Raw genomic sequence first — 22,099 nt, 5'->3', positions numbered from 1 at the left:
AATATTAACTTCTATTTCACGACTTACACAATTCTAGTATAGCCAGAGCAACTTGCTGTCGGACTAAATTCCATTCTTTGCGACCAATTACCCCCAATAGATACAACTGTTCGTTTTTGGAGTAAGTGCTCTTTAGTAAGGATGCCTCTTTGGGATGAGTTTTTCTTAGCAGTTCCAAGGCTTTATCTATATTTCCATTTTCGACCAATTCTTTTATTTTTTCTTTGTCATCTGGTTCAAAAGTAAAGACACCATTCAGGACAGACTGCACATCAATTCTTTTATAACTTAATTCACACTCGACGGTTTGTATGTCATTCTGTATTCTTCGCTGCAAGTTGTCGTATTCATAAAAATGCGTGTTTTCCTTGTTGATGCAATCTTGGCAATTGCATGGTATAAGTTTTTTAACAACCAGTTTGTCGAAACGGTTATTGAGATTATCCAACTCCCCAATAATTATAGCAGCTAAAGCTTGTCGATTTACTCCAATTATTCTAATTTCAATATTCCGGTTACCATAGGTTTCAACAACTTGGGCTTCTGTATTTTGATAATGAAAAATAACACCTGACTTCCAAATCAATTTATTATGGTCTTTAATATATTTATAAAGGCGTACCATCAATCTGCCCAGAAGGCCCTTTGGCAGAAAGTCATATTCGTAGATAATGATTAAGTTATTTTCATTATTCCAATCGTAATTCGGTTTCTCAGGAGAGAGAAGCTGAGGAGAAACAAAACTATCAGGGTTGGTATCGGCGACTTCATAACACAATTCAAAATTTTGCATTAACTTCAATAATTCCACATTTAGTCTTTCATACTCAGAACCTTGCCAAATAAGTTCTGCATCTTCAATTGTAAAGTGCCCATTTTTGGCTTCTATTTGCTTGTTATCTAAAATTTTGTATACGCCTTTAGTAGCCCAGTTATTTTGAAGAAAAACAGTACGTCTTAATAACATATCATTTTGAAAATGCAAAAAGACGCCTAAATCGTGGAGATAGCTACTTAATCTTAATGCTGCTTCTTTTTCTACTATTCTGTTTCTACGACAAATATTAAAATATTCTGCTAATGATATGTAAGGGGTTTCTTTTGCTAGTTTTTTAAGCTGCTCTCTTATCACTACCCATTGTTTTGGTAATTCAGATCCAACGTGATTAAGTTGTTGTACTTGATGTTTTATCTCAGCAATCAAACCATGAAGGAATTTATCATTTTTTGATAGGTCTACATACTTACTAGAAACAATGTTTGAAAACCTTGTTTGAAATCCTCTGAGATCAAATTTTGACGAAGATTCATCTACAATGTTTTGGACAATGATAACCGGGCTACTATTACTCAACAATTCTATCATTTGGAGCCAATGATTAAAATCTGTCGTATTGGTTCGAGTATTATTAACAATGACATACAGTGAACGATTAGTTAAGAAAAATTGATGTGTTGAATGATATATTTCCTGACCTCCAAAGTCCCAAATATGCATTCGAAAGATTTGATCGAGTTTGATGCTACATTCAAAGTCAAAACTCTGGATATCAATACCTCTTGTGCGGTCTGCACCTTTTTTTGGCATAGATGCCTTCGGTTCTATAATTTTCCACGCAAGTGTGGTTTTACCAGCCTCTCCGTCCCCGACAATCAATAATTTTGCCTCATATAAAAATGCACTATTTTGTTGTTTAAGATCCTCATAATATTTTACTATTTCGCCATTCCCCTTGCGAACAATTTCAATCGGGGGGGTAGCCAACGGACAGCCTTTTACTTTAATACCATGGTCATCTTCAGCCAGAGATATTGGAATCCCCTTTTTAATAAGAAAAAGCAAAGGTGAAAGATCATGGACCTGATTAAGACTTATATCCAGCAGAACTAAATCTTTGAGCCTTTTTAGTGCAGCAATATTTTGTACTTGATTATCATTTAGATTTAAAAAAACTAAGTTGTTTAGCTTCTCCAAAGGGGTGATATCTGTTATTTTATTATTGCTTAAATCTAATTGAGTTAAACTATACAGATCTTTTAAGGGTGTGAGATCAAAAATTTGATTGTTACTAATAGTTAATGAAGTTAGATTATTCAGATTCTGAAGCGCAGATGCCTCTGTAATTAGATTATTGTGAAGATTCAATGTCTTTAACCCAGAAAGCCATTTAAGGGGTCTTAGGTCAGATATATGATTAGAGCTAAGATCCAAATAAGCTAAATTAGGGTGCTTGTTTAAAAAACTAAGATCTGAAATCTGCATGTGGGAAAGGTACAGTGAATTTAAATTGGCAAGTTTCTTCAAAAAATTAAAATTTGAAATTTGATTGGAACTGAGGTCTAATGATGTCAATTGGGTAAGAGTTCTAAGAAAATCATAGCTATTAAGGTTCAAATCTGTTAAAACTATTTTTTTTAAATTTTTTAATTTTGATAAATCTGAGGAAATTCTTAAAAATTTATTAGGCTCACCGTGGTTTTTGCTCTCCATCCAGACCATATTATCATAATCGATAATAGCATTGCTTAAAATTAAAATTTCTAACCAATCTAGGTTATATAAAGCCTTTGGCAAATCCGATAAACCACATTTACCTAGGTCGAGTATCTTACTTTTTTCTCTTTTTTCTTTTTCGATTAATTTTTGAGCCAACTCCGACATGGGTGAAAAATTTTGGGAATCAGGATTACAAGTCTATCCATAATAAAAACCGCATAAATAAAGTAGCCTCATAATCCAAATAAATTTATCCTTATTAAAGTTAAGAAGCTATCGGAAATTTAGAAATAACCCTTAGAGAGCTTGTTCAAGGTTCCTCCTTTGGGATATCGACAACCGATTTTATTTTTTGCAGTGCTGTTTCATTGATAACTCAACTATGGCCTTGTGCATTTCATACCTTGTTTGAAATAAATCTATTCAGTTCATCTTTCTGCTTACAGCTTTCCAAAGCATATTTTGAAAAGGGTTATGGCACAGTTGGGTAGAGTCAATTAGCAGTTCGAAAACTAAACATCAATCTCAAACCCTCTATCCTTGTCATCTCGATCTTTATTTCTAATAGGTCGAGGAATACCCTTTGAGGCTTCCTTAAGTTTAGCAATTGTTTTAGATTGCGTCCGCTCCTTAGCATATTCCTGAGTACCCGCAAGAAAGCCTTCCACAAAAGGGAGTTCCACGCCTTCAACAGCGGCAACCAATTGCTTGGAGAGAGCAGGGCGATGCTTCTCGATCAGATAACCGGCATTAAATCCTTCCAATAGCTCTTGATCTGTATCCATTATTCTTTCGTTTTAGGGCTATTCTCAATGAAATCTATAACCGATCTCCGCCGGTACAGGTATTTTTTACCGGTGACTATCCGATAGTCAATATCTCCTGAATCTCTGTATTTCTGAAAAGTGGTTTTGGAAGTAATCCTGAGTAGTCGCATGGCTTCCTTTTCGTCAACAAAAGGATCATGGTCATCCTCACGGATCTCTCTGGCGAGTTCCTTCACTAAAGCTTTGAAGGTTTCAGACTCCAGGCAGATAATTGGTACGTTAGTGGCAAAATCAGCCATGAACCATCAGTTAGGTTGATACCAAACAAAAATAGAAAATTCTGGGAGATAGGAAAATCACGATCAATTAATAACAAACACCTTACCGGAAAGAGAAGTAGAATGGCTGAAATTCACTATATTTGAAGAGCATTGCAAAAGGCAGTGCCTTTAACGAAAAAAGGCCGGATAAACTACCCGGCCGATTGAAATTTTGAAAACGTCAACTCAACTGTCAACGCGGTTAAAAATTAGATTTATAAAGCGTTGATTTTCAAGAGGTGAATTGAGTTTTTAGTAGACCCACTAGGACTCGAACCTAGAACGACAGAACCAAAATCTGCTGTGTTACCAATTACACCATGGGTCTATCCGTAAAGTGCTTTTCTGTAAAAGCGAGGCAAAAATAGGGCATTTGCAATAATAAAAAAAGCCTCTGCCGAAAATTTTTCAAAAAAATTATGCTCCGGCCAGCCAGTTTTTGAAGGCGGGTATGTTGCGTTGACTGACAGTCAGCCAATTAGCGGTGGTGGGTTGGATGGAGAGCAGGAGTTGATTCCCTTCCTGCCGGATCTCCCGGATCGCCTGCAGGTGGACGATGCACTGGCGGTTGATGCGAAAAAAGAACTGCGGGTCTAGTAATTGCGCGGCTTCTTCGAGGGAATGGGGCAGTGGGAACTTACGTCCTTCCAGAGTGATCAGGAGTACGATATCGTCTTTAAGGAGGTAGGCGATCTCTGCGGTGGGGATTACCACCAGTCGCTTGCCGCGTTTGACCAGAAAGCGCGACCGGTAGCGATGGCGCTCCCAGGGCAGGATATCGCGGAGGCGGCGACTGTCAATGCCGGGGCGGGCCTTCTGCTGGTAGAGTTTCTGGTATTTATCCAGACTGCGGGCCAGGTGTTCGTAGCGGATGGGTTTTAACAGGAAATCCAGACTGTTGACCTCGAAGGCCCGTTGCAGGAACTGGTTGTAGGCGGTGGTGAAGACGATAGGGGTTTGCAGTTCGATCTCATCGAAGATCTCGAAGCTGAGGCCGTCCGCCAGTTGGATATCCAGGAAGATGAGATCGGGAGGGGGTTGATTGTGCAGGTATTCGATGGATTCCCGGATACTGCGCAGCGGACCCGCCAGTTGCAGTTCCGGGGGAGCATACTGTTGGATGAGTCGCTGGAGGTGGGCGGCCGTTTCCGGTTCGTCTTCAATGATGAGGATACGCATGCGGCGGTTTTGTGCTGGTTATTCGTTGAACAAAGGTACGGCTACCGAAAAACGCCGGCGATCCCGAATGATAGAGATGGAACGGCCCAGCCGAAACCGGTGCCGTTCTTCCAGGTTTTTCAGTCCGATTCGCGCCGAAACGGGGACGGAACTGCGGGGTGCCAGATTATTGTCCACACACAGTCCGCGAGTTTCGTCGTAATAGATACGGATCAGTAGCGGATGGTCCGGTTCCACCTGGTTGTGTTTAATGGCGTTTTCTACCAGCAATTGCAAGGCAAAGGGGATCAATTGCCGGTCCAGTATCTCCGGCGGTACCGCCAGCTCGAATTGGAGGGCGGTACCGTGGCGAATGGTCAGCAGGTCCGCGTAGGCCTGGATCAGGTCCAGTTCTTCCCGGACACGCACCGTTTCACGGTCGAGGTGTTCGAGTACCAGTCGGTAGATGTCGGAAAGTTTCAGCAGAAAGATACCGGCCTTTTCCTGATCCTCGTGGATGAGCCCGTAGAGCGTACTGAAATTATTGAACAGAAAGTGCGGATCGATCTGCTGCCGTAAACTCTCCAGCCGGGCGGCAATGCTTTCCCGCTGGTAGCGCTCCGCCCGCAGGCGCTCCGCCTCCCGCACCTGAATAAGCTGATAGCCGATCTGGATGACATTGACAAAGGTGGTAAGCATAAAGGCGATCGCCATGGACGAAGCAAGGTGTACGACCGACAACGCATTGTCATTCCCCAGCACCGCATTTTCGTACCAGTTGAGGATTATATAGGACAGCAAAAAGATACCGATGCTGACTACGTAAGAGAACAGCAACTGTCCACCCAGGCGCCGGAAAAACTGCTCACGCCACGGCAGCCTTCCGTCCAGGTAGTGCCCGATTCGCAAATTGGCCTCCCAGATCATAAAAGTGGTGGTAGTCATCCACAGCAGGCCGTACCAGGCAAAACCGATCGGCTCCCGGAACAGCGACTGCAACGAGATCATAAACCCAAAGAAGAGGGCCAGCAACAACGGAATAATAAAACGCTGCCAGGTTTGCGTGGGCATGCGGTTCATACACGGTATTTTATCGGGTGACGACGTTGCCGGAAGCGTGCACTTCGGGGATCACCAGCAAGGCATCGTAGCTCCAGATGACCTTTTCCAGTGCCGGATCCAGATCCCGGATCTGTTTGCTGAACAGCAGTTGCCGCAATGGACGCAGATCAAACAGGCTCCAGTGCCCGTCCGGACTCAGATCCAGTACGGGCGTCAGATCGATCCGGTCCAGATAATTTTTAGCGTCGTACGGCTTTTGCCGGGCCGATTCGTCGGCAAAGGGCGTAAAAGCATTCTGGGTACCGCCTTTTCCCACTACATAGAGGTGAAACGAAGCAGTCGCTTCCTGACTCGCCAATTCATTGATAAAGTTACCAATATCAAAGACATTCAGTCCGTTGGCGCCACGGTACATGTGGTTAGCCCCGAATTTAAAGAGAACTTTTGGGTGTTCTTCTTTCATTTTGGCCGCCCGGTAATACTCCAGAAAATGCCGCTTCATCATTTCCGCGCGCTGCCGGTTGGACGCATAGCCCTCCCGTTGGAAAAAAAGGTGGTAGATCTCCCAGCTTTCTTCCAGTTCATCGATCAGTCGGCGGGCTGCCGGATCATCGTTTAGGCTATTCCGGATGATGGTGAAATCATCCGGCGTGGCGCTGTAAAAAAAGATGCTGGCCGGATTTTTTTCTGCCATCGTTTTCAGAAAACCCGACCGGGCACGATCGGAATAGTCCCGGATCGTCTTTTGCCCCGCGGCATTTGCTGCCTGATCCTGCAAACGCGGCAACAGCAGACGGGAGGCACCGATAAATTCCTGGTCGAGCCCCCAGATCACCGCTTCCTCCGGGCGTCGGTCCTGCATAATACTTTGCAGCATTTCGGCTTCTTCCGACATATTATAAAAGGGAATGCTCCAGGGATATTTGGTCAGGGTATCCCGCAGATCGTTCATGAATCCCGGGCGTTGGGCCATTTCCTGCAGCAGGGAGGCGGTAAACGGCCCCGTTTCGGTAGCGAAGTAATGATACCCCACCGGAGTGAGGTGGTGGTACAGCGCCGCTGTAAACTGAGGTAACTCGGCCAGGCCGTGGTCCTCTCCTATCAACATGAACTGTCCGGATTTCGCTTCGGTCTGCAGCAGGTCGGCGCCAGCGCCCCGGAGCGTGCCGTCGTTGAGGTGCACGTCATGACGATGTTCCTGCAAAGTTTGTAACAACAGGCTGTCCTGACTCCAGGCATTAATCGCAAAACTCAACAGCATGGCAATAGTAAAAGTGGATGATCTCATGGAAGTTTTTTTCCGGAAGTTATCCCCTCCTCTACTTTCTTCCAAGACTGCTTAGCCTGAGTGCAGCAAATTAGCCACTGAACGCAGGAGAATTTTGAAAGGAGGTCTTTTATTTCGTTGAAATGGCAAGTTGGACGATAGGCAGACCGCTTTTACGAAAAGCCCGTCACCTATTCAGCTCCTTCCCGCCACTCGTAGATGGTGACCCGATCCCCGATGGTATCCACGGGCACGTAATGTCGGTAGAGTGAATCGGCCAGTAAATTGGGTGGCGGTGTGTACTCCAGCGTCAGGAAGCGCGGACGCAGGGCCAGGATCTGTCGCGCTTCTTTTTCCAGATCGATTCCCAGGGCAAAGATATGGTGCGGTGCCCAAAGCAAGGTGCGGTGCACGTAGGGGGTCGGTGTTTCCTTTTCCAGTAGGTAGTAGAGAATGTGGTGGTAATTGCCGGTATAGATCTGATCCCCCGGATCCAGCCTTTCGGCCAGAGCATCGGCCACATCGCGCGCGTGATCCCATTTGTCCCAGTAGTCCTTTTTCTGGGTCAGCAGCAGCGCGACGGCGATCGCGGTGGTAAGCCCCCAGCGCCATGCCGATGGGATCTTTCGGAGACGCTCAAAAAGCGGCAGGTCCCGGGAAGCGGTCGCACCGGCCAACAGGCAAAAGGGCGGCATCCATTGAATAAAATAGTGCCCAAAGGATTTACCCGGCCAGCCGATAATGAAGCCGGTGAGCAGTAGCCACCAGATGAAGAAAGGATAGAGATCCCCCAGGTATTTTTTGCCTCTTATCAGGGCCAGGATCGCCAGTCCGGTAACGGGCAGGAACCGGCCGATGAAATCCAGGTAGTACAGAATACCCTCCCACCAGAGCCGATCTACCGGGTAACGGCCCGGCACTTCAAAAGTGTAGTACAAAAACTCGGATTCGTACCCCAGCAGCCGGTAATACTGAAAAACCAGTACAAAGGGAATCGCAAAAAAGATCAGCATCAGTACGCCGCCCAGTAATCCGCGCCACCAGCCTTTTCCCCGCCGGTGGGCCAGCCAGATACCCAGCATGCCGAACGCCAGAGCATCGAAAGCGACTACGTATTTGATCATAAAACCAATGCCCAGTGCTCCTCCGGCCAGCAAAAAGCGCCACCACTGCGTGCCGCCGAGCAAGAGCCAGAGCGCCACGACGGTAAAGCCGGTAAAGAACAATTCCGTATTCGGGGATACCCCGTAGAAAGTAAAAATGGAAGTCATTAGGATATAACCAGCTCCCGCCACCCAGGCGCCTTTCCGATTCCCGAGATGCTGTCTGACGATGGAAAACAGGCAGAAACCGGTAAGTCCGACCCCAATAGCTACAAAAAAACGAAACAGGAAAATGGAATGGCCGGCCAGCCACTGAAAGGCCGTGTAGATCAGAAAAATGCCAATCGGTTTGGTGTCGATCACATCCACGAAATAATGCTTGCCGTGCAGGATCTCCCGGCCGATCAGAATATAGGTCGATTCATCGTGATTGATAACCGTTGGAAAGAAAGAAAAAAAACGAAAGACCACCGCCATCGTCAACAAGCCCAAAGCCGGTATTAACCAATCGTGTAAAACGGTTTTTGCTGAGTACATAGATCGCTAATGAAGCGCAAAAATACTTTTTTTTATTCCGGAACTTTCTTCTTTTTCGAATTTGTTATATATTCGCGCCACCAAACAGGGAAGTGAGATATAAAAACGAAGAAAGATTGGCTACGCTGCTTTCTGTTTTTACGTCAAACTTCCAGATCCGCGGGATTAGCTAGTTGGCTAGAGCGTCCCGATGGAATCGGGAAGGTCTTCGAATTTTATTCCGAGTATCTTCTCCAAAAAAATAGCCAAAATACTTCTGCGGGATTAGCTCAATTGGCTAGAGCGTCCCGATGGAATCGGGAAGGTCTTCGGTTTTATTCCGAATTTCTTCTCCAAAAAAAATCAGCCAGAATACCTGGGGGATTAGCTCAGCTGGCTAGAGCGCTTGCATGGCATGCAAGAGGTCACCGGTTCGACTCCGGTATCCTCCACCACAAAAGGGTCTTACGGATTTTCGTAAGGCCCTTTTTACTTTGCCTAATCTTGATTTTCTGTATTTTCAATAAAACCTAAAATATTATTAAGTGATCCTAAATAAAAATCAATTTTTATTTGGCTTATAATAATTTTTTCCATTTTTTTACTGTTTACGAATGGGCGACAGACGATGCAACAGGCTATCCTATCTCTGATATTTCTGCACTGCCGGATCCCAATAGCCAAAATCGGAAAATTCTTCCCAATCATCCGGGAGCAAAACGATGCCAGTTGAAGCCCCATCCCCTGCCACTTAGATGTACAGGCAATCAGAAACTTAAAACTTTTTTACAAAAGGGGCGTAAAACCCCACAACCGGGCGAGCTTGTTCCGATTTTACCGGGAACTTGCCTATTTTGCCCGCTTTGCGCCGGGTATCTTTACAATGATACAAGCCGTTTAAATACTGGGATGTTAAACACCGCCAGGATTAAATGACCTTTCGTTCAGTAGATATCAGCCATTTGCCATTTTATACACATTTTTCCGGCAGCAAGCCAATTACAAAATACTTAACCGTTTATCTATCAAGGCTAAACACCCAACCCAAAACAATTAATTTTGTTACATAGGTATCCTCCGCAGCACGGATCCCAGTGTACCAATTTAATATCAATCGGAAAACGACTAAATTTTACTCAACAATTGAAAAACGACAACAGTGAGATCCAAAGCATTGTTGATGCCAGATCTCAGTTCCCTAATTTAAACAGGCAAGATCACCGGGATAATCGAATCATCTATCTGGATAACGCTGCCACTACCCACAAACCGCAGTTAGTTATCGATAGCTTGGTCAACCACTTTTCCAATCAAAATGCTAACATCCACCGGGGGATCCACACCCTGGCTATCGAAGCAACTTCTCACTACGAGGAGAGTCGCCGTAAAGTACAGCAGTTCATCAATGCCCGCGAAGAAAGTGAGGTTATATTCACCAGCGGCACCACCGCCGGGGTCAATCTTGTAGCTCAGACTTTTGCCCAGCAACAGATCCGACCGGGAGATGAGATCTTAATTTCCATTCTGGAACATCACTCCAACCTATTACCCTGGCAACAACTGGCCGCCCAGAAGGGGGCCAAACTAAAGGTTATTCCCATTACGGCCTGCGGGGAACTGGATATGCCGTCCCTGGAACGAATGCTGACCAGCCGGGTCAAGATCCTCGCCCTTACTCATATTTCCAATAGCCTGGGGACGATCAATCCAATCCGGGATATTATCAAAATGGCGCGCAGTCAGGGTACTTACGTACTCATCGATGCCGCGCAGAGCGTCGGCTCCTACCCCATCGATGTGCAGGATCTGGACTGTGATTTCCTGGTGTTCTCCGGCCATAAGATGTACGGCCCCACCGGAATCGGGGTGTTATACGGTAAGGCAGAATTGCTGCAAGCCATGCCGCCCTGGCAATTTGGCGGAGAAATGATCAGATCCGTCCAGATCGAAAAAACGGTCTTTGCGGCACCGCCCCATAAGTTTGAAGCCGGCACGCCTCCCATTGCCCAGGCGATTGCCCTGGGTGCTGCCATCGATTTTATCGGTCAGGTCGGCCTGGAGCATATTCAGGCACAAAACCAGGCCCTACTGGCCTACGGGACCGAATTACTGGCCGAGATCCCGGGTCTGCAGCTCGTTGGCAAAGCACGCCATAAAAGCGCGATCATCTCCTTTATGCTCGAAGATATTCATCCTCACGATCTGGCCACGATCCTCAACCAGGCGGGAGTAGCCGTCCGCGCCGGACACCACTGCACCCAGCCGCTGATGGAAAGCCTGGGTTTACCCGGAACAGTTCGGGCCTCTATGGCGTTCTATAATACATACGAAGACATTGACCAACTAAAACAGGGTTTACTTCTAGCTAAAAAGATTTTCACGTAAACCTACTCATAGTTATGGACCAGGAAGAACTCAACAAACTGTACGATGATTCCATTCTTCAGGAAAATCGTCAGCCGTATCACTACGGGAAGATGCCGGACGCTGATCTTACTCTCGAAGCCTATAATCCCATTTGCGGGGATCAGTTCAAACTGTTTCTTTACACGGACGAGGATTCCATAAAAACTGCTTACTTTCACGGCTACGGCTGTGCGGTTTCCAAAGCTTCCACTTCGGTACTCACGCGGGAACTGGAAGGTTGCACCATTGAAGAAGCAAAGGCCAAGTGCCGGGATTTTCTGAACTGGCTGTCCGAAGGGGAAGGGGCAAAGGTCAATGCCCCCAATTCCTGGGAGTCTTTCGCAGCGGTGCGGGATTTTCCCGGTCGCCTGAGTTGCGCTCAATTAGCCTGGGAAACCATAGCCAAAGAACTTTAATCAACCGTTGGAGTAGTTGTTGTTATCCGCCGGCAGGGCATGCATTTCGAATAAAGCCGTTGCGCTACGAGATGGCCCGGCAGTGTACTACCGGATGTTTTGAGGAAAATATAAGGAGCCCCGGAGAAAGCGTGCAAGCAAAACACTTCACCCCCTCTCCTACCCTCCTGTCACCTCGTCCTTTTGCACCACTACCCTTTTAACAGACTAAACGCTCAGACCGAATTAAAATGCCGGATATTTCCGTCGCATTACCATTCCGGCAACTGATCGTTTACCCTTGAAAGTATACATGAAGAAAGTCACAGAACTCATTCACCTGCTCAATCTCGAGCAGATCGAGGTCAACCTGTTCCGCGGGGTCAGCAAAAGTATCGGTTCTCCCCGCGTATTTGGGGGGCAGGTACTGGCCCAGGCCCTCAGCGCGGCCATCGAGACGGTTCCGGAAGACCGCTTTGTCCATTCCCTGCACGCTTATTTTGTACTGCCGGGAGATGTCAATTTTCCCATCATTTTTGAAGTAGACCGCATTCGCGACGGCGGTAGTTTTACCACCCGCAGTGTGAAGGCCATTCAGAACGGGCACGCCATTTTTAATCTTTCCGCTTCCTTTCAACTCGAACAGCAGGGGTTTGATCATCAGATCGAAATGCCGAAGGTACCCGAGCCGGAAAGTCTGGCCAACTGGGAAGGGCTCGCGCAGGAATACGGCGATCAGCTGCCGCCCAATTTCAAAAAGCTGCTGGAATTCGAGCGGCCGCTGGAGTTCAAACCGGTGGAACGCTACCACCCCACCGAACCCATTTCCCACGAGCCCTACAAACACGTTTGGATGCGCAGCCGGGGAAAGGTGGAACCCGACAAAAAGATCTGGCACCAACTCGTACTCGCCTACGCCTCCGATTACAACCTGCTCACTACTTCGCTGCAGCCGCACGGCCGGCAGATCAATTACAGCAGTGTGCAAATGGCCAGCCTGGACCACGCGATGTGGTTTCACCGCGATTTCCGGATGGATGAATGGTTGCTCTACGTGATCGACAGTCCCAGCGCATCGAACGCCCGTGGCTTCACGCGGGGAAATATTTTTTCCAGAGATGGTAAACTGGTCGCTTCGGTGGTACAGGAAGGGTTGATCCGCCCGAAGTATTAACAGACTGGTATTAGAATGACTACAGCCCGGCGTTTCGAGGATGGAAACGCCGGGCTGTAGATATTTAACTTGTCGCAGCCGATAGCTACTGACTATTCAGGATCTTAAAGGTAGTCCGCCGGTTGGCCTGGTGTTCTTCTTCGGTACACCGCGAGCAGATACAATCCACCGCCAGTTGGTTCTCTCCGTATCCCTTGGCCGAAAGCCGCGAGGCATCGATACCCTGAGCGATCAGGTAGTCGACGGCCGATTGGGCCCGCTTCTGGGACAGGTCTTCGTTATATCGATCATTACCCCGGCAGTCGGTATGGGAAGATAACTGAATGGCGATCTGCGGGTTCAGCTTCAGATTGGAGGCCAGTTCGTTCAGCGTAGGCTCCGCGTCTGCCCGGATCTCCCAACGATCAAAGTCATAGTAGATATTTTCCAGCACGATCTCCTGATCGATGAAGATCTTGTCCAGCACGATCTCGATCTCAAACCGCATCTCCGGCGTTTCCGGATCCCGTCCGATCCCTTTGGTGCTGAACTCGGCATCGTTACTCAGGTAGCCCTCCTTGGATGCCAGAAAAGTGTAATCGGTGTTTTCGTCCAGCTCCAAAGTGAACAGGCCGTCTTCACCGATCTCCACGGTCTTTTTCCCTTTACCCATATCGATCTCCACGGTGGAACCCGGTAGCGGCTTGCGCGCCAGTACCCGGCTGTTGGGATTACCCGGCTGCTCGTAGATCTTTTCCAGAACGTAGCCGTCGAGGATCATCTTGTAGACGATCTCTTCCGGTTCGGGTTGCGGCGGTGCCGGTGGTGGCGGCAATTTCTCGAAACGATAAATATCGTCGTTGCCGATCCCGTTATCGCGGGTAGAGGTGAAATAGCCCTGCTGGATCACCCCGGAGCGCCTGGGCGCACTGCGGTCAATGGTATAACCGAAATCATCGGCACCGGAATTCACCGGTACTTTCAGGTTCTTGGCCGGCGCCCAGCTGCCGTTAGGGAAGCGATAGGTCCGGAAAATGTCCAGTCCGCCCATCCCCGGAAGGAAATCCGAGGAAAAGTAGAGGGTATCGTTATCAATCTGGGGGAATTTCTCATTACCGATGGTGTTGATACTCCGGCTCAGCAGGTCGGGCGTACCCCAACTGCCGTCTTCCTGGCGTTCGGACATCCAGATATCATATCCGCCCCATCCGTCGGGATGGTTGCTGGAGAAATACAGCGTCCGGCCATCCGACGAAATGCTCGGGTGCCCGTAATTGACTCCGTCTTCCACGAAATCCAGCACCCGCGGGATCGACCAGCTTTCTCCGCCGGTATTTTCCGCTACCATCAGTTTGCAGTAGGCATCTTCCCGTTTGGGACCGAAGCAACGGGTGAAGTATACCTCCGAAAAGTCAGGCGCAAAACTTACCGTGCCCTCGTTGTTCTCACTGTTGACCGGTTCCGCAAAAGCGGTCACATTATTCGTTTCCAGGTCCACCAGGAAAAGATCGGAAAAATCGTTGCCCGTCCAGTTGTAGGTATCATCCCCGACACTCGCTTTGCGGTCCGAGGTGATCACCAGGGTCCGGCCTTTGTAGAGCACCGGAGCGTAGTCCGCAAACCCCGTATTGAAGCTCTGCACTTCCACATTGTATTCCTTCTGGAGTCGTTCGTCTTTCGACCAGTTTTTGGCCCGGTCGCTGGCCAGGATCTCCCGGCGGTATTCGTACGGACTGCCGATCTCGATCCCCAGTTCCTTAAAGGCCTGCATCGCTTCGTCGTACTGCTGGGCCCGCTTCAGAGCGTAGGCATATTCTTTCAGGGCGTCTACCCCGTATTGATTGTTATATGCAATCTCGTACCAGGAAATGGACTGATCGCTCTTATTGATCTCCTTGTAGGACTCTCCCAGAAGGAAGGCTATTTTTCCTTTTTCTACCCGCGATTTGGCTTTTTTATACTCCTTCTCCAGCATTTTGGTAGCCACCGCGTATTGCTTGCGGTCAAAGGCCGTACGTCCGTCCCGGATACGTTGGGTATACGTACAGGCGGCCACGGTTACCGCAACGAATAGCAGAAAGAAACTAAGTTTTCGATACATAGATGTGACGTTTATGATAGTAGGCGTGTAGCCGGGCTGTTTTCAGTTCCTTCCCCAGCTGAGAAACTTTTTAAAAATAAATACTGGTCTGCGAAGCGCGCATTTTCCGCCTGCTTATCGTTGCAAAAAAGATCACGTAGCTGGACTATGCTCACTTTTTTACGCCTCAATCAGTCGAAAAATTCGGGCTTCTCAACAGCAGCACCATTTTTAAACAGTTTCTGGAAACTTTTTAAAAATACATCTTTTCCCTTACCGGACAAGCTTCGGATCAAAACCGCGTCAGCTATCTGACGCAAATTCCGGACCGATCTTTTATCCGATGCGGCCGGCCATGATCAGCAGAGCTTTCTCCGGATAGTGAACAAACCGGGACAGATCCATACCCTAAAAACAGTCATCTAATGAATTTTGTTGTTGCCGGGACCGACCATTATTGCAGGTCGGAGGCAATAGTTTTCCGCTGAGCTTCCGGTTGGTAATGGGTACTGTCCCGAAAATTCAGATAAACGCTTTCGCAAAAGCCCATATAATCTTTGAGGGACAGCTCCGTCCGGCGAATTTGCTGCCGGAACTGTTGCCGGGTTTCCGGCGACAGGTCAAAGGTCCGGAGCGAATCCTGCAACTCTTCGCGGAGAAATTCCAGCCCCAGATATTGTTTCTGGGAAGCGAGACGGTACAGGCTCACATCGGCAACGACCAGGTTGCGGCGCGCGGCAGCGTAGTAGGCATCCGCCTGCTCCATGATGCCGGCAAGTTCCTGCAGCCGTTCTTCCGGCAGATCATTTACCGATTGGGTCAGTGACTTTTTCAGCAGACCGCCGATGTTGTAGAGGGAAGGATCGGCCCGGTAGGGTGCCCAGCGGGCCCATTCGTTGCTCAGGGTCACTTCCAGTTCCTGTTTCCGGTCCTTGCCCTGACGACTTAGGTAATGAGTATCCACGGCGACCAGCAGATCCCGGAGTTTGCCGATACTATCCAGTCGGGCGGGTAAGGAAGAAAAGACCGATAAAGGGCCGGCCCCGGCCATAAAAGCATCCTGATAACCGATCTGAAAACGATCGGCCACGATGTCGACGGCCTGGTCGGAATGACAGGCCGTACCGAATACGGAGAGGACGATCACAAGAAAAAACCAGGCGCGAGATCCATTATTTAGCATAGCGGGAGGTGGTAATACTTTTGGCCAAGGTAAAAACATAAACGGAGAGCAACGCATTCCGGCGGTCTTTTTCCGGATCAGTTATTATTCCGATCCGGCTTCGATCCGGCTTTCGGCCAGCTCCAGGGCCAGCTTCAACTGCCCTTCCTGCGTCAGGTGCGTATTATCGATCACCACGGCATCGACGGCTTGTCGCAGGGGGCTGTCCTCACGGTTGGAGTCGATGTGATCGCGCTCCAGCAAATTGCTTTTAATCTCCTCCATACTGGCGGAGGATCCTTTGGCTTTCAGTTCTTCGTAGCGCCGGCGGGCGCGTTCGGCGGGATCGGCCGTCAGAAAGATCTTCAGTTCCGCATCCGGGAAAACGACCGTTCCGATATCGCGTCCGTCCATTACGACCCCGCGCTGCTCGCCCATTTTCTGTTGTTGACGCACCATAGCCCGGCGTACCTTGGAAATGGCCGCTACCGGACTTACCATACTCGATACCCGCATTTCCCGGATCTCGGATTCTACGGATCGCCCGTTGAGGTAGGTCTCGATCCCCTCCGGTCCCCGTTCGAAACGAATGTCAATCCGGTCGAGTGCATCGGCCACGGCCGCATCGTCTTCGAGATCCACCTTATTTTCCAGAAAATAGAGCGTCACCGCCCGGTACATCGCCCCCGAATCCACGTAGATATAATGGAGTTTTTCGGCCATAGCCTTGGCTAACGTACTTTTCCCACAGGAGGAATATCCGTCAATCGCAATATTAATTTTCTTCACTGGCTTTACTTAAGTCGTATTGGTTGCACCGGCCCCGTTCCGGTGCCTATTCAAAATATTCCAGCACCATCTCCCACAATTTTTCGTAGGGGATCACTTCCAGTTCGGCGATGGCCCCCCGGTAAAAGAAGGGGTGCTGCACCAGCGGGTTATAGTACTTATCGATCCGTTGCTGGTCCACGATCTGGAAATCCGATTTTCGCAGGGTATGTAATAGTTTAATGAACTGGATCGGGCGGTAATATACTTCCTTATCGAGTTTTCGGGAAGCTAAGGCCCGAAGTTTATCAATTCTTTCTTCGGCTTTGAGGTTGTTTTTGCGCTCCAGCCAGAATAACATTTGCAATATGGTGCACAATACCTCAAAGTTTCGCTGGCTTTTCGAATACTCGTGATTGCCTTCCAGGAACTGGTCGAGCTGGAAGTTACGCCGCTTGGGTTTGGGCAATTTGGTCTGGGAGAAATTTCGCCGGTCCACAATGTAATTGATGTAGGCCTCGTAGATGAACCACTTTTCCCGTTCTTCGCCGTCCAGTTTCTTAAAGGCATTATTACTCAGCGCCCGGTTGAAAATAGCCAGCGCCTGGATATAATTATCGGAGTGGATCGCGAGCAGCAGGTAGTACTCCATAAAAGTGAACCAGGGATCACTGCCTTCCGGAAATTTTTTGAGATACTGTTCGGCATTGGTTTTACCCATCCGGAAATCCCGCTGGTGGAGGTAGGCCGACATCTTTTTGGTGTAGAACAATACCAGCTTCTCCTCGAGGTAATAAGCCGGCCGGTCCTCGATCTGGCGTTCCGCCCGGTCGCAGATCTCGAGCACCGTATCGAAGGATCTGGCCAGTTCAAAGCGCATGATCCAGACCAGATACAGATTGTAGAAGATGATGGGCGATTCAAAACGCTCCGACAGGCTCGCCAGCGAATTACTGTAATCGTTGATCTTTTCCGGCAGGTCATTATCCGTGGTGATGGGTGCGGAATAATGCAGGATCACCTTTTGGTACAGTTCTTCGGAGCGGATCTCGGCGTCGAGCGTACCCGAGAATTCCCGGATGTAACCGTCGTATTCTTCGAAAGCCTTCTCATCACCGTCCCGGGCCGCGTATCCTCTGAGGATGCGGCTGCAGTTGATGATCAGATCAGTAAATTGGAATTTTTTAGCGGTGGTCAGAATGCTCCGGGTCATGTGGGCCGCCGTATCGTCGGCCTTGTTGGCCTGCAGGATCTTGACGATGGCCCACTCCTTGTGGGCGTTGGTATAGGCCCGTTCAAAATCGGCGTTGTTGGGTTTGTTGACATCCAGGAAAAACAGGGTGTTCAGCAAACGGCGCCGAAAGCGGGATTTAAGCTGCCGGTAGCGCGGATCTTTGGGCGCTCCACCGTATAACAGATTGGAAGCATCACGGTCGTTGCGGAATTTTCCGGCCGTAATGGCGTCGTAAAATTGTACGAATTTGCTGTGCTTATGGCGAAGGGTCTGATCATCAAAGATCTCAATCTTTTTTACCTTCTTTTTGGTGACGATCTTGACGATCTCAAGTAAATGTTTCATGGAATAGACGCTATTATCACGGGGTAAAGAATTGCCCGGGTAAGATGGACTTTTTTTTAATCTATTCCAATTTTATTATGTCACAATTTTGAAAAATTTGTCAAATTTTAAAGGTTCCTTCGAGAAAAGAAACGGCCTCTCCTTCGAGAAATACCCGGTCACCTTCCAGGGTACAGAGTAATTCGCCGCCCCGGGCGGAGATCTGGCGGGCCTCCAGCGTGTTCTTGCCGAGTTTTTCCGCCCAATAAGGCGTCATCACCGTATGGGCCGATCCGGTCACCGGATCCTCGTCAATTCCGGCATTTGGAAAAAAGCAACGGGAAACAAAATCTACGTAGTTACCGGGAGCCGTGGCGATCACGCCGCGTCCGCCCAGTTCCATCATTTTCCGAAAATCGGGCTGCAGGTCCCTGATGGTAGCTTCGTCCGGGAACACCGCCATATAATCTTCCTTGCCTTTAAGTACTTCCAGGGGAAGCTCCCCTAATGCTTTTACCAGCGCTTCCGGTGGGTTCACCACTTCGGCAAGATCAGCGGGAAAGTCCATCCGGTAGCCCTGTTCCGCCCGCGTAACGTACAAGGCCCCGCTGCGGGATTGAAAAGTGATCTGCTGCCCGGCATAGTCCAGATGTTCAAACAGCACGTGGGCGGTAGCCAGCGTAGCGTGTCCGCAGAGATCCACCTCCATCCCCGGCGTGAACCAGCGCAATTGGAACCCACTGCCTTCGGGCACGAAGAAAGCCGTTTCGGACAGATTGTTCTCGAGGGCGATGGCCTGCAGGACATCATCGGACAACCAGCTTTCCAAAGGAACGATAGCGGCCGGATTACCACCGAACAATTCATTAGTAAAAGCATCAACCTGGTATAATTTGTACATGTCAGTAGTGCGTTGCGGTCAAGTCGGGGACTTCCCGGTTAAAAAAAATGGAGCTTCCCGAAGCGGGTAAAATCCTAAAAACCAAATTTGGAAATATCCGTTCATTTTTTGCGAATTTTTTCAGTACAAATTTCCGGCATCGGGCTTAATCTTCTAAAGGAAGGGCGGGTTCAACGGTTGCAATCCTTCGGCTCCGGTGACTGCTAAGCATACCAGGCGGGCAAGATCCAAAGGTACGGCCATCATCGTAGATATTTCCGGGGACTGCTCCCCTTCCATTACCCTCAAGCATAAATAACCATGAACAGAACAAACATTGCTTTCGCAGTTCTACTGAGCCTATTTTTAGGTTCCTGCGGAAAAGAAGAGATCCAGACCTTTGATTGCAGCGGACTGACGCCCACTTACACCGAAAATATCAAATCCATTATTGATGCTAACTGCGCCACCTCGGGCTGCCACAATGCAACTGCCCGGCAAAACGGGATCGACCTGAGCACCTATTCTCTGGTGGTCAGCGAAAGTAACCGGGACCGGTTTCTGGGCAGCATCCAGCAAATTTCCGGATATGACGCTATGCCCCAGGGACGCTCCAAACTGAGTGACGCCAACATCCAGCTCATTTCCTGCTGGATTGAGAACGGGCAGCCGCAATAGGTACGCTTTAGCCTGCGGATTTACGGGCGGGAATAGCGATCAATCCTCATCCCGCCGGTAGATCCGTCCCTCCCCGGCTTTCAGTTGCGTGATCTGCAGATGCAGGCCGTTCCAGGGTAATTTACGGTGGCGGCGGGCTACCATTTTGTGGGTGGAAAAGATCAGGCGGTAGTTCGGGGACTCGGCCACCAACGGGATTTTGACGTTTTTCCGGACCTTTTGGGTATCCAGATTGACCACACAGAGATAAGGGGTATCCACAATCTCCCAGGCGATCACAAAGTGGGTGCCGGCCGGATTGGGATAGATCAGCCAACGCACCGAGCGCCCCTCCGTTTCGGGCCAAAGCTGGTCCGCCTGCAGGCGGATGCGGTGCAGCCGGGCAAAGAGATCCAGATTATCCCCCCATTGGTAAGGGCCGGTCACGGCTTTCGACCCCTGATCGATCAGGAAGACATATAACTTCGTATAGTATTCGTTGGCCACCGGCTCGGGATGCGGGTCCCTTTGCTCGAAACCCAGCGCCATGTAGCTGGGCATATCGGGCAGGAACAGCGCAATGAACAGGCGCGCCTCGTTGCCGTCGAGGTAAAATTTATCGAAGCGGGGGTCGTCCTTATCCCCGGTCATGATGGTAAAACTCGGAGCAAAGCGCCGGGTCGCCAGCAGGTCCAGATACCAGCGGAAATGCCGCATGAATTCCCAGTCGCCTACCGGCACACTTTGCAGATCACCCAAAGTGGCGTCTGCGTCGGACATTTCCAGGTGATCCAGTTCGTCCCCGTAGGCCATAATATCCGGAGCCACCAGAAAGGTTTCGGCAAAATAGGCGAAATAGGGTACCGTCTGCCGGATGTATTTACCCACCATCTGGTGCGGATCGTAATAATCTTCTTTTTTGGTCGGCACCCCTTTCGGCCGCATTTGGACGTGGGACATATCGCCCCGCATAAAATCAAACTGGTATTCGCGCTGCACCCGGGCGTAAAATTCCTGGAAATACGACCAGGTCGCCGTCCGGGGTTGGGAAAAGTCGATCTGCCAGTCGGCATTATCATCCAGACGCTCGTAAAATTTATAGCGGGTCAGTGGCCCGAATACCCGCGACATGACCTGAGGTTTGTGGATCCGGTATTCACACCAGATCCGTCCCAGGTGATCTACCGATCGCGCTTCGGGCCGGGGGTCCACTTCCAGGCCCCGGTAGGGCGGCCCCATAGTAGCCGGTACGGGTTCGTAACCTCTATTAAAAAGCCAGTTTACCAATTCGCCGCGCCGGCGGTTCCGGCCGTCCTGATCCGACGGTTCACCAAACAATACCAGATTTCGCCGGGTCTCGCCGAAAGTATCCGCATAAAAATCATCCCGTTCGGCGGGCCATTCCAGTCCGGCCGATGCCGGTCCGTGCTCCGCCAGGAATTCCAGGGTGGCGTCCTGTACCTGCAGGTGCAGGTCTGCGGCATGATCGACGATCTCGAGTTCAAAGCGTTGTAACCACTCGAAGTGCTGGGGATTCGCAAGCACGATCTCCGCGTAACGGTCCGTATGGGGGATCACATCCATACCCACCGTGCGGCCCAGTGCGTGGAGCAGATTGATCACGGCCCGGAGTTGTACTTCCACCGTGCTGAGGTGGGGACAGAGTGTAGCCAGTTCTTCACTGAAAAATTCCGGGTTGATATTCCGACTGGACATACCGTACAAACTGGCCACCACTCCGGGCTCCCAGATGGGCAGCAAATGAATGGCGGACTGGCTGGCCGGCAGGGTCAGGCTGTATTTGACCACATTCCAGAAATGGCTGATCGTACGCACATTGATGCCCACCAGATTGGCCGATCGGATCCAACTGGTGTCGGTAAGGCCCTCCAACGGGCTGGCCTGCTGGTAATCACTTCCCAGGCAGGCGCTAAGCAGCTCGCTCCCCAGCCGCTCCCGCAACAGCTTCATCACCCGTACACCCGGTAACTGCACAGCCAGCTCGGGTAGCAGTTCCGCGATAAAAGCCCGGTCTCCGGTAACGAATGCCCGGATCGAAGCGTCGGTTTCGGAGCGGTCCAGTCGCTGGAGCCAGGTAGTCAGGTTATCGGATAAAGTCATACGGTGAGCTTGTTGATGATTCGCGCCGGAAATGAAGGGCAATCGGCCGCAGAAAAGGAATGATCATGGAGATCTCCCGCCTGCTACTCCTGGAGCAATTCTTTCACGCTGCAGTTGCTTCTACCAAATTCAGTGAACCGTATTGCTTACCGACAATTGGGCCACTGCACCACATCATTTCATTGCAAGATTAGATAAGAATCAGCGCTAATCCAAATTTTTCTATATT

General features: G+C 49.4%; 18 protein-coding genes and 2 tRNA genes. 6 read left to right on the top strand and 14 right to left on the bottom strand.

Annotation, left to right across the window (positions count from 1 at the left end; genetic code table 11):
* Positions 1 to 16: 16 nt before the first annotated feature.
* From CRP01_RS18900 to CRP01_RS18865, 8 genes are all read right to left on the bottom strand, one after another.
* A complete protein-coding gene (locus CRP01_RS18900; RefSeq protein ID WP_099151645.1) occupies positions 17 to 2,662 on the bottom strand; it encodes a COR domain-containing protein in 2,646 nt (881 codons plus the stop codon).
* A 347-nt stretch (positions 2,663 to 3,009) separates the two neighbouring features.
* Positions 3,010 to 3,282 carry a hypothetical protein gene (locus CRP01_RS18895; RefSeq protein WP_099151644.1) on the bottom strand — a complete coding sequence of 91 codons (273 nt, stop codon included), beginning with the start codon at positions 3,280 to 3,282 and terminating at the stop codon, positions 3,010 to 3,012.
* Entirely contained in the window at positions 3,282 to 3,563 is a 282-nt protein-coding gene (locus CRP01_RS18890) for a helix-turn-helix domain-containing protein (RefSeq protein WP_099151643.1), read from the bottom strand. Before CRP01_RS18890 ends, CRP01_RS18895 begins: the two co-directional genes overlap by 1 nt.
* Before the next feature lie 277 nt (positions 3,564 to 3,840).
* Positions 3,841 to 3,912: transfer RNA gene (locus CRP01_RS18885), tRNA-Gln, on the bottom strand.
* Positions 3,913 to 4,001: 89 nt separating this feature from the next.
* The gene (locus tag CRP01_RS18880; RefSeq protein ID WP_099151642.1) at positions 4,002 to 4,763 is read right to left on the bottom strand and encodes a LytR/AlgR family response regulator transcription factor; all 762 of its coding nucleotides are present in this window, start codon (positions 4,761 to 4,763) and stop codon (positions 4,002 to 4,004) included.
* An 18-nt stretch (positions 4,764 to 4,781) separates the two neighbouring features.
* Positions 4,782 to 5,822, bottom strand: coding sequence for a sensor histidine kinase (locus CRP01_RS18875; RefSeq protein ID WP_099151641.1), 1,041 nt, complete (start codon positions 5,820 to 5,822; stop codon positions 4,782 to 4,784).
* A 10-nt stretch (positions 5,823 to 5,832) separates the two neighbouring features.
* On the bottom strand, positions 5,833 to 7,092 hold the full coding sequence (locus tag CRP01_RS18870) for a hypothetical protein (protein WP_143473440.1): 1,260 nt from the start codon (positions 7,090 to 7,092) through the stop codon (positions 5,833 to 5,835).
* 170 nt (positions 7,093 to 7,262) lie between these two features.
* On the bottom strand, positions 7,263 to 8,711 hold the full coding sequence (locus CRP01_RS18865; protein WP_099151639.1) for an ArnT family glycosyltransferase: 1,449 nt from the start codon (positions 8,709 to 8,711) through the stop codon (positions 7,263 to 7,265).
* Positions 8,712 to 9,068: 357 nt separating this feature from the next.
* Here CRP01_RS18865 and CRP01_RS18855 point away from each other — a divergent pair.
* From CRP01_RS18855 to tesB, 5 genes are all read left to right on the top strand, one after another.
* Positions 9,069 to 9,145: transfer RNA gene (locus CRP01_RS18855), tRNA-Ala, on the top strand.
* Between the two features lie 118 nt (positions 9,146 to 9,263).
* Positions 9,264 to 9,626, top strand: a complete 363-nt coding sequence (locus CRP01_RS41895; RefSeq protein ID WP_143473439.1) for a hypothetical protein — start codon at positions 9,264 to 9,266, stop codon at positions 9,624 to 9,626.
* 207 nt (positions 9,627 to 9,833) lie between these two features.
* Positions 9,834 to 11,075 (top strand): cysteine desulfurase, encoded by a 1,242-nt coding sequence (locus tag CRP01_RS18850; protein ID WP_099151638.1) that lies wholly within the window; start codon positions 9,834 to 9,836, stop codon positions 11,073 to 11,075.
* Between the two features lie 14 nt (positions 11,076 to 11,089).
* On the top strand, positions 11,090 to 11,512 hold the full coding sequence (sufU, locus tag CRP01_RS18845) for a Fe-S cluster assembly sulfur transfer protein SufU (protein ID WP_099151637.1): 423 nt from the start codon (positions 11,090 to 11,092) through the stop codon (positions 11,510 to 11,512).
* Positions 11,513 to 11,804: 292 nt separating this feature from the next.
* Positions 11,805 to 12,665, top strand: coding sequence for an acyl-CoA thioesterase II (tesB, locus tag CRP01_RS18840; protein ID WP_099151636.1), 861 nt, complete (start codon positions 11,805 to 11,807; stop codon positions 12,663 to 12,665).
* An 85-nt stretch (positions 12,666 to 12,750) separates the two neighbouring features.
* Here the strand turns inward: tesB and CRP01_RS18835 are convergent, their stop codons facing one another.
* From CRP01_RS18835 to CRP01_RS18815, 5 genes are all read right to left on the bottom strand, one after another.
* Complete coding sequence (locus CRP01_RS18835; RefSeq protein WP_099151635.1) at positions 12,751 to 14,745, bottom strand: OmpA family protein; 1,995 nt, start codon at positions 14,743 to 14,745, stop codon at positions 12,751 to 12,753.
* Positions 14,746 to 15,178: 433 nt separating this feature from the next.
* On the bottom strand, positions 15,179 to 15,907 hold the full coding sequence (locus CRP01_RS18830) for a hypothetical protein (protein WP_099151634.1): 729 nt from the start codon (positions 15,905 to 15,907) through the stop codon (positions 15,179 to 15,181).
* Positions 15,908 to 15,991: 84 nt separating this feature from the next.
* Positions 15,992 to 16,675 (bottom strand): (d)CMP kinase, encoded by a 684-nt coding sequence (gene cmk, locus CRP01_RS18825; RefSeq protein WP_099151633.1) that lies wholly within the window; start codon positions 16,673 to 16,675, stop codon positions 15,992 to 15,994.
* Between the two features lie 46 nt (positions 16,676 to 16,721).
* The gene (locus tag CRP01_RS18820; RefSeq protein WP_099151632.1) at positions 16,722 to 18,233 is read right to left on the bottom strand and encodes a hypothetical protein; all 1,512 of its coding nucleotides are present in this window, start codon (positions 18,231 to 18,233) and stop codon (positions 16,722 to 16,724) included.
* A gap of 100 nt (positions 18,234 to 18,333) precedes the next feature.
* A complete protein-coding gene (locus tag CRP01_RS18815; RefSeq protein ID WP_099151631.1) occupies positions 18,334 to 19,113 on the bottom strand; it encodes a PhzF family phenazine biosynthesis protein in 780 nt (259 codons plus the stop codon).
* 300 nt (positions 19,114 to 19,413) lie between these two features.
* On the opposite strand from CRP01_RS18815, the gene CRP01_RS18810 reads away from it, so the two are divergent.
* Positions 19,414 to 19,770, top strand: coding sequence for a hypothetical protein (locus tag CRP01_RS18810; protein ID WP_099151630.1), 357 nt, complete (start codon positions 19,414 to 19,416; stop codon positions 19,768 to 19,770).
* Positions 19,771 to 19,809: 39 nt separating this feature from the next.
* Here the strand turns inward: CRP01_RS18810 and CRP01_RS18805 are convergent, their stop codons facing one another.
* Entirely contained in the window at positions 19,810 to 21,870 is a 2,061-nt protein-coding gene (locus tag CRP01_RS18805; protein ID WP_099151629.1) for a hypothetical protein, read from the bottom strand.
* Positions 21,871 to 22,099 lie beyond the last annotated feature (229 nt).

The organism is Flavilitoribacter nigricans DSM 23189 = NBRC 102662 (assembly GCF_002646595.1).
GTDB classification, from domain to species: domain Bacteria; phylum Bacteroidota; class Bacteroidia; order Chitinophagales; family Saprospiraceae; genus Flavilitoribacter; species Flavilitoribacter nigricans.
This window is presented reverse-complemented; position numbering and strand designations above follow the sequence as displayed.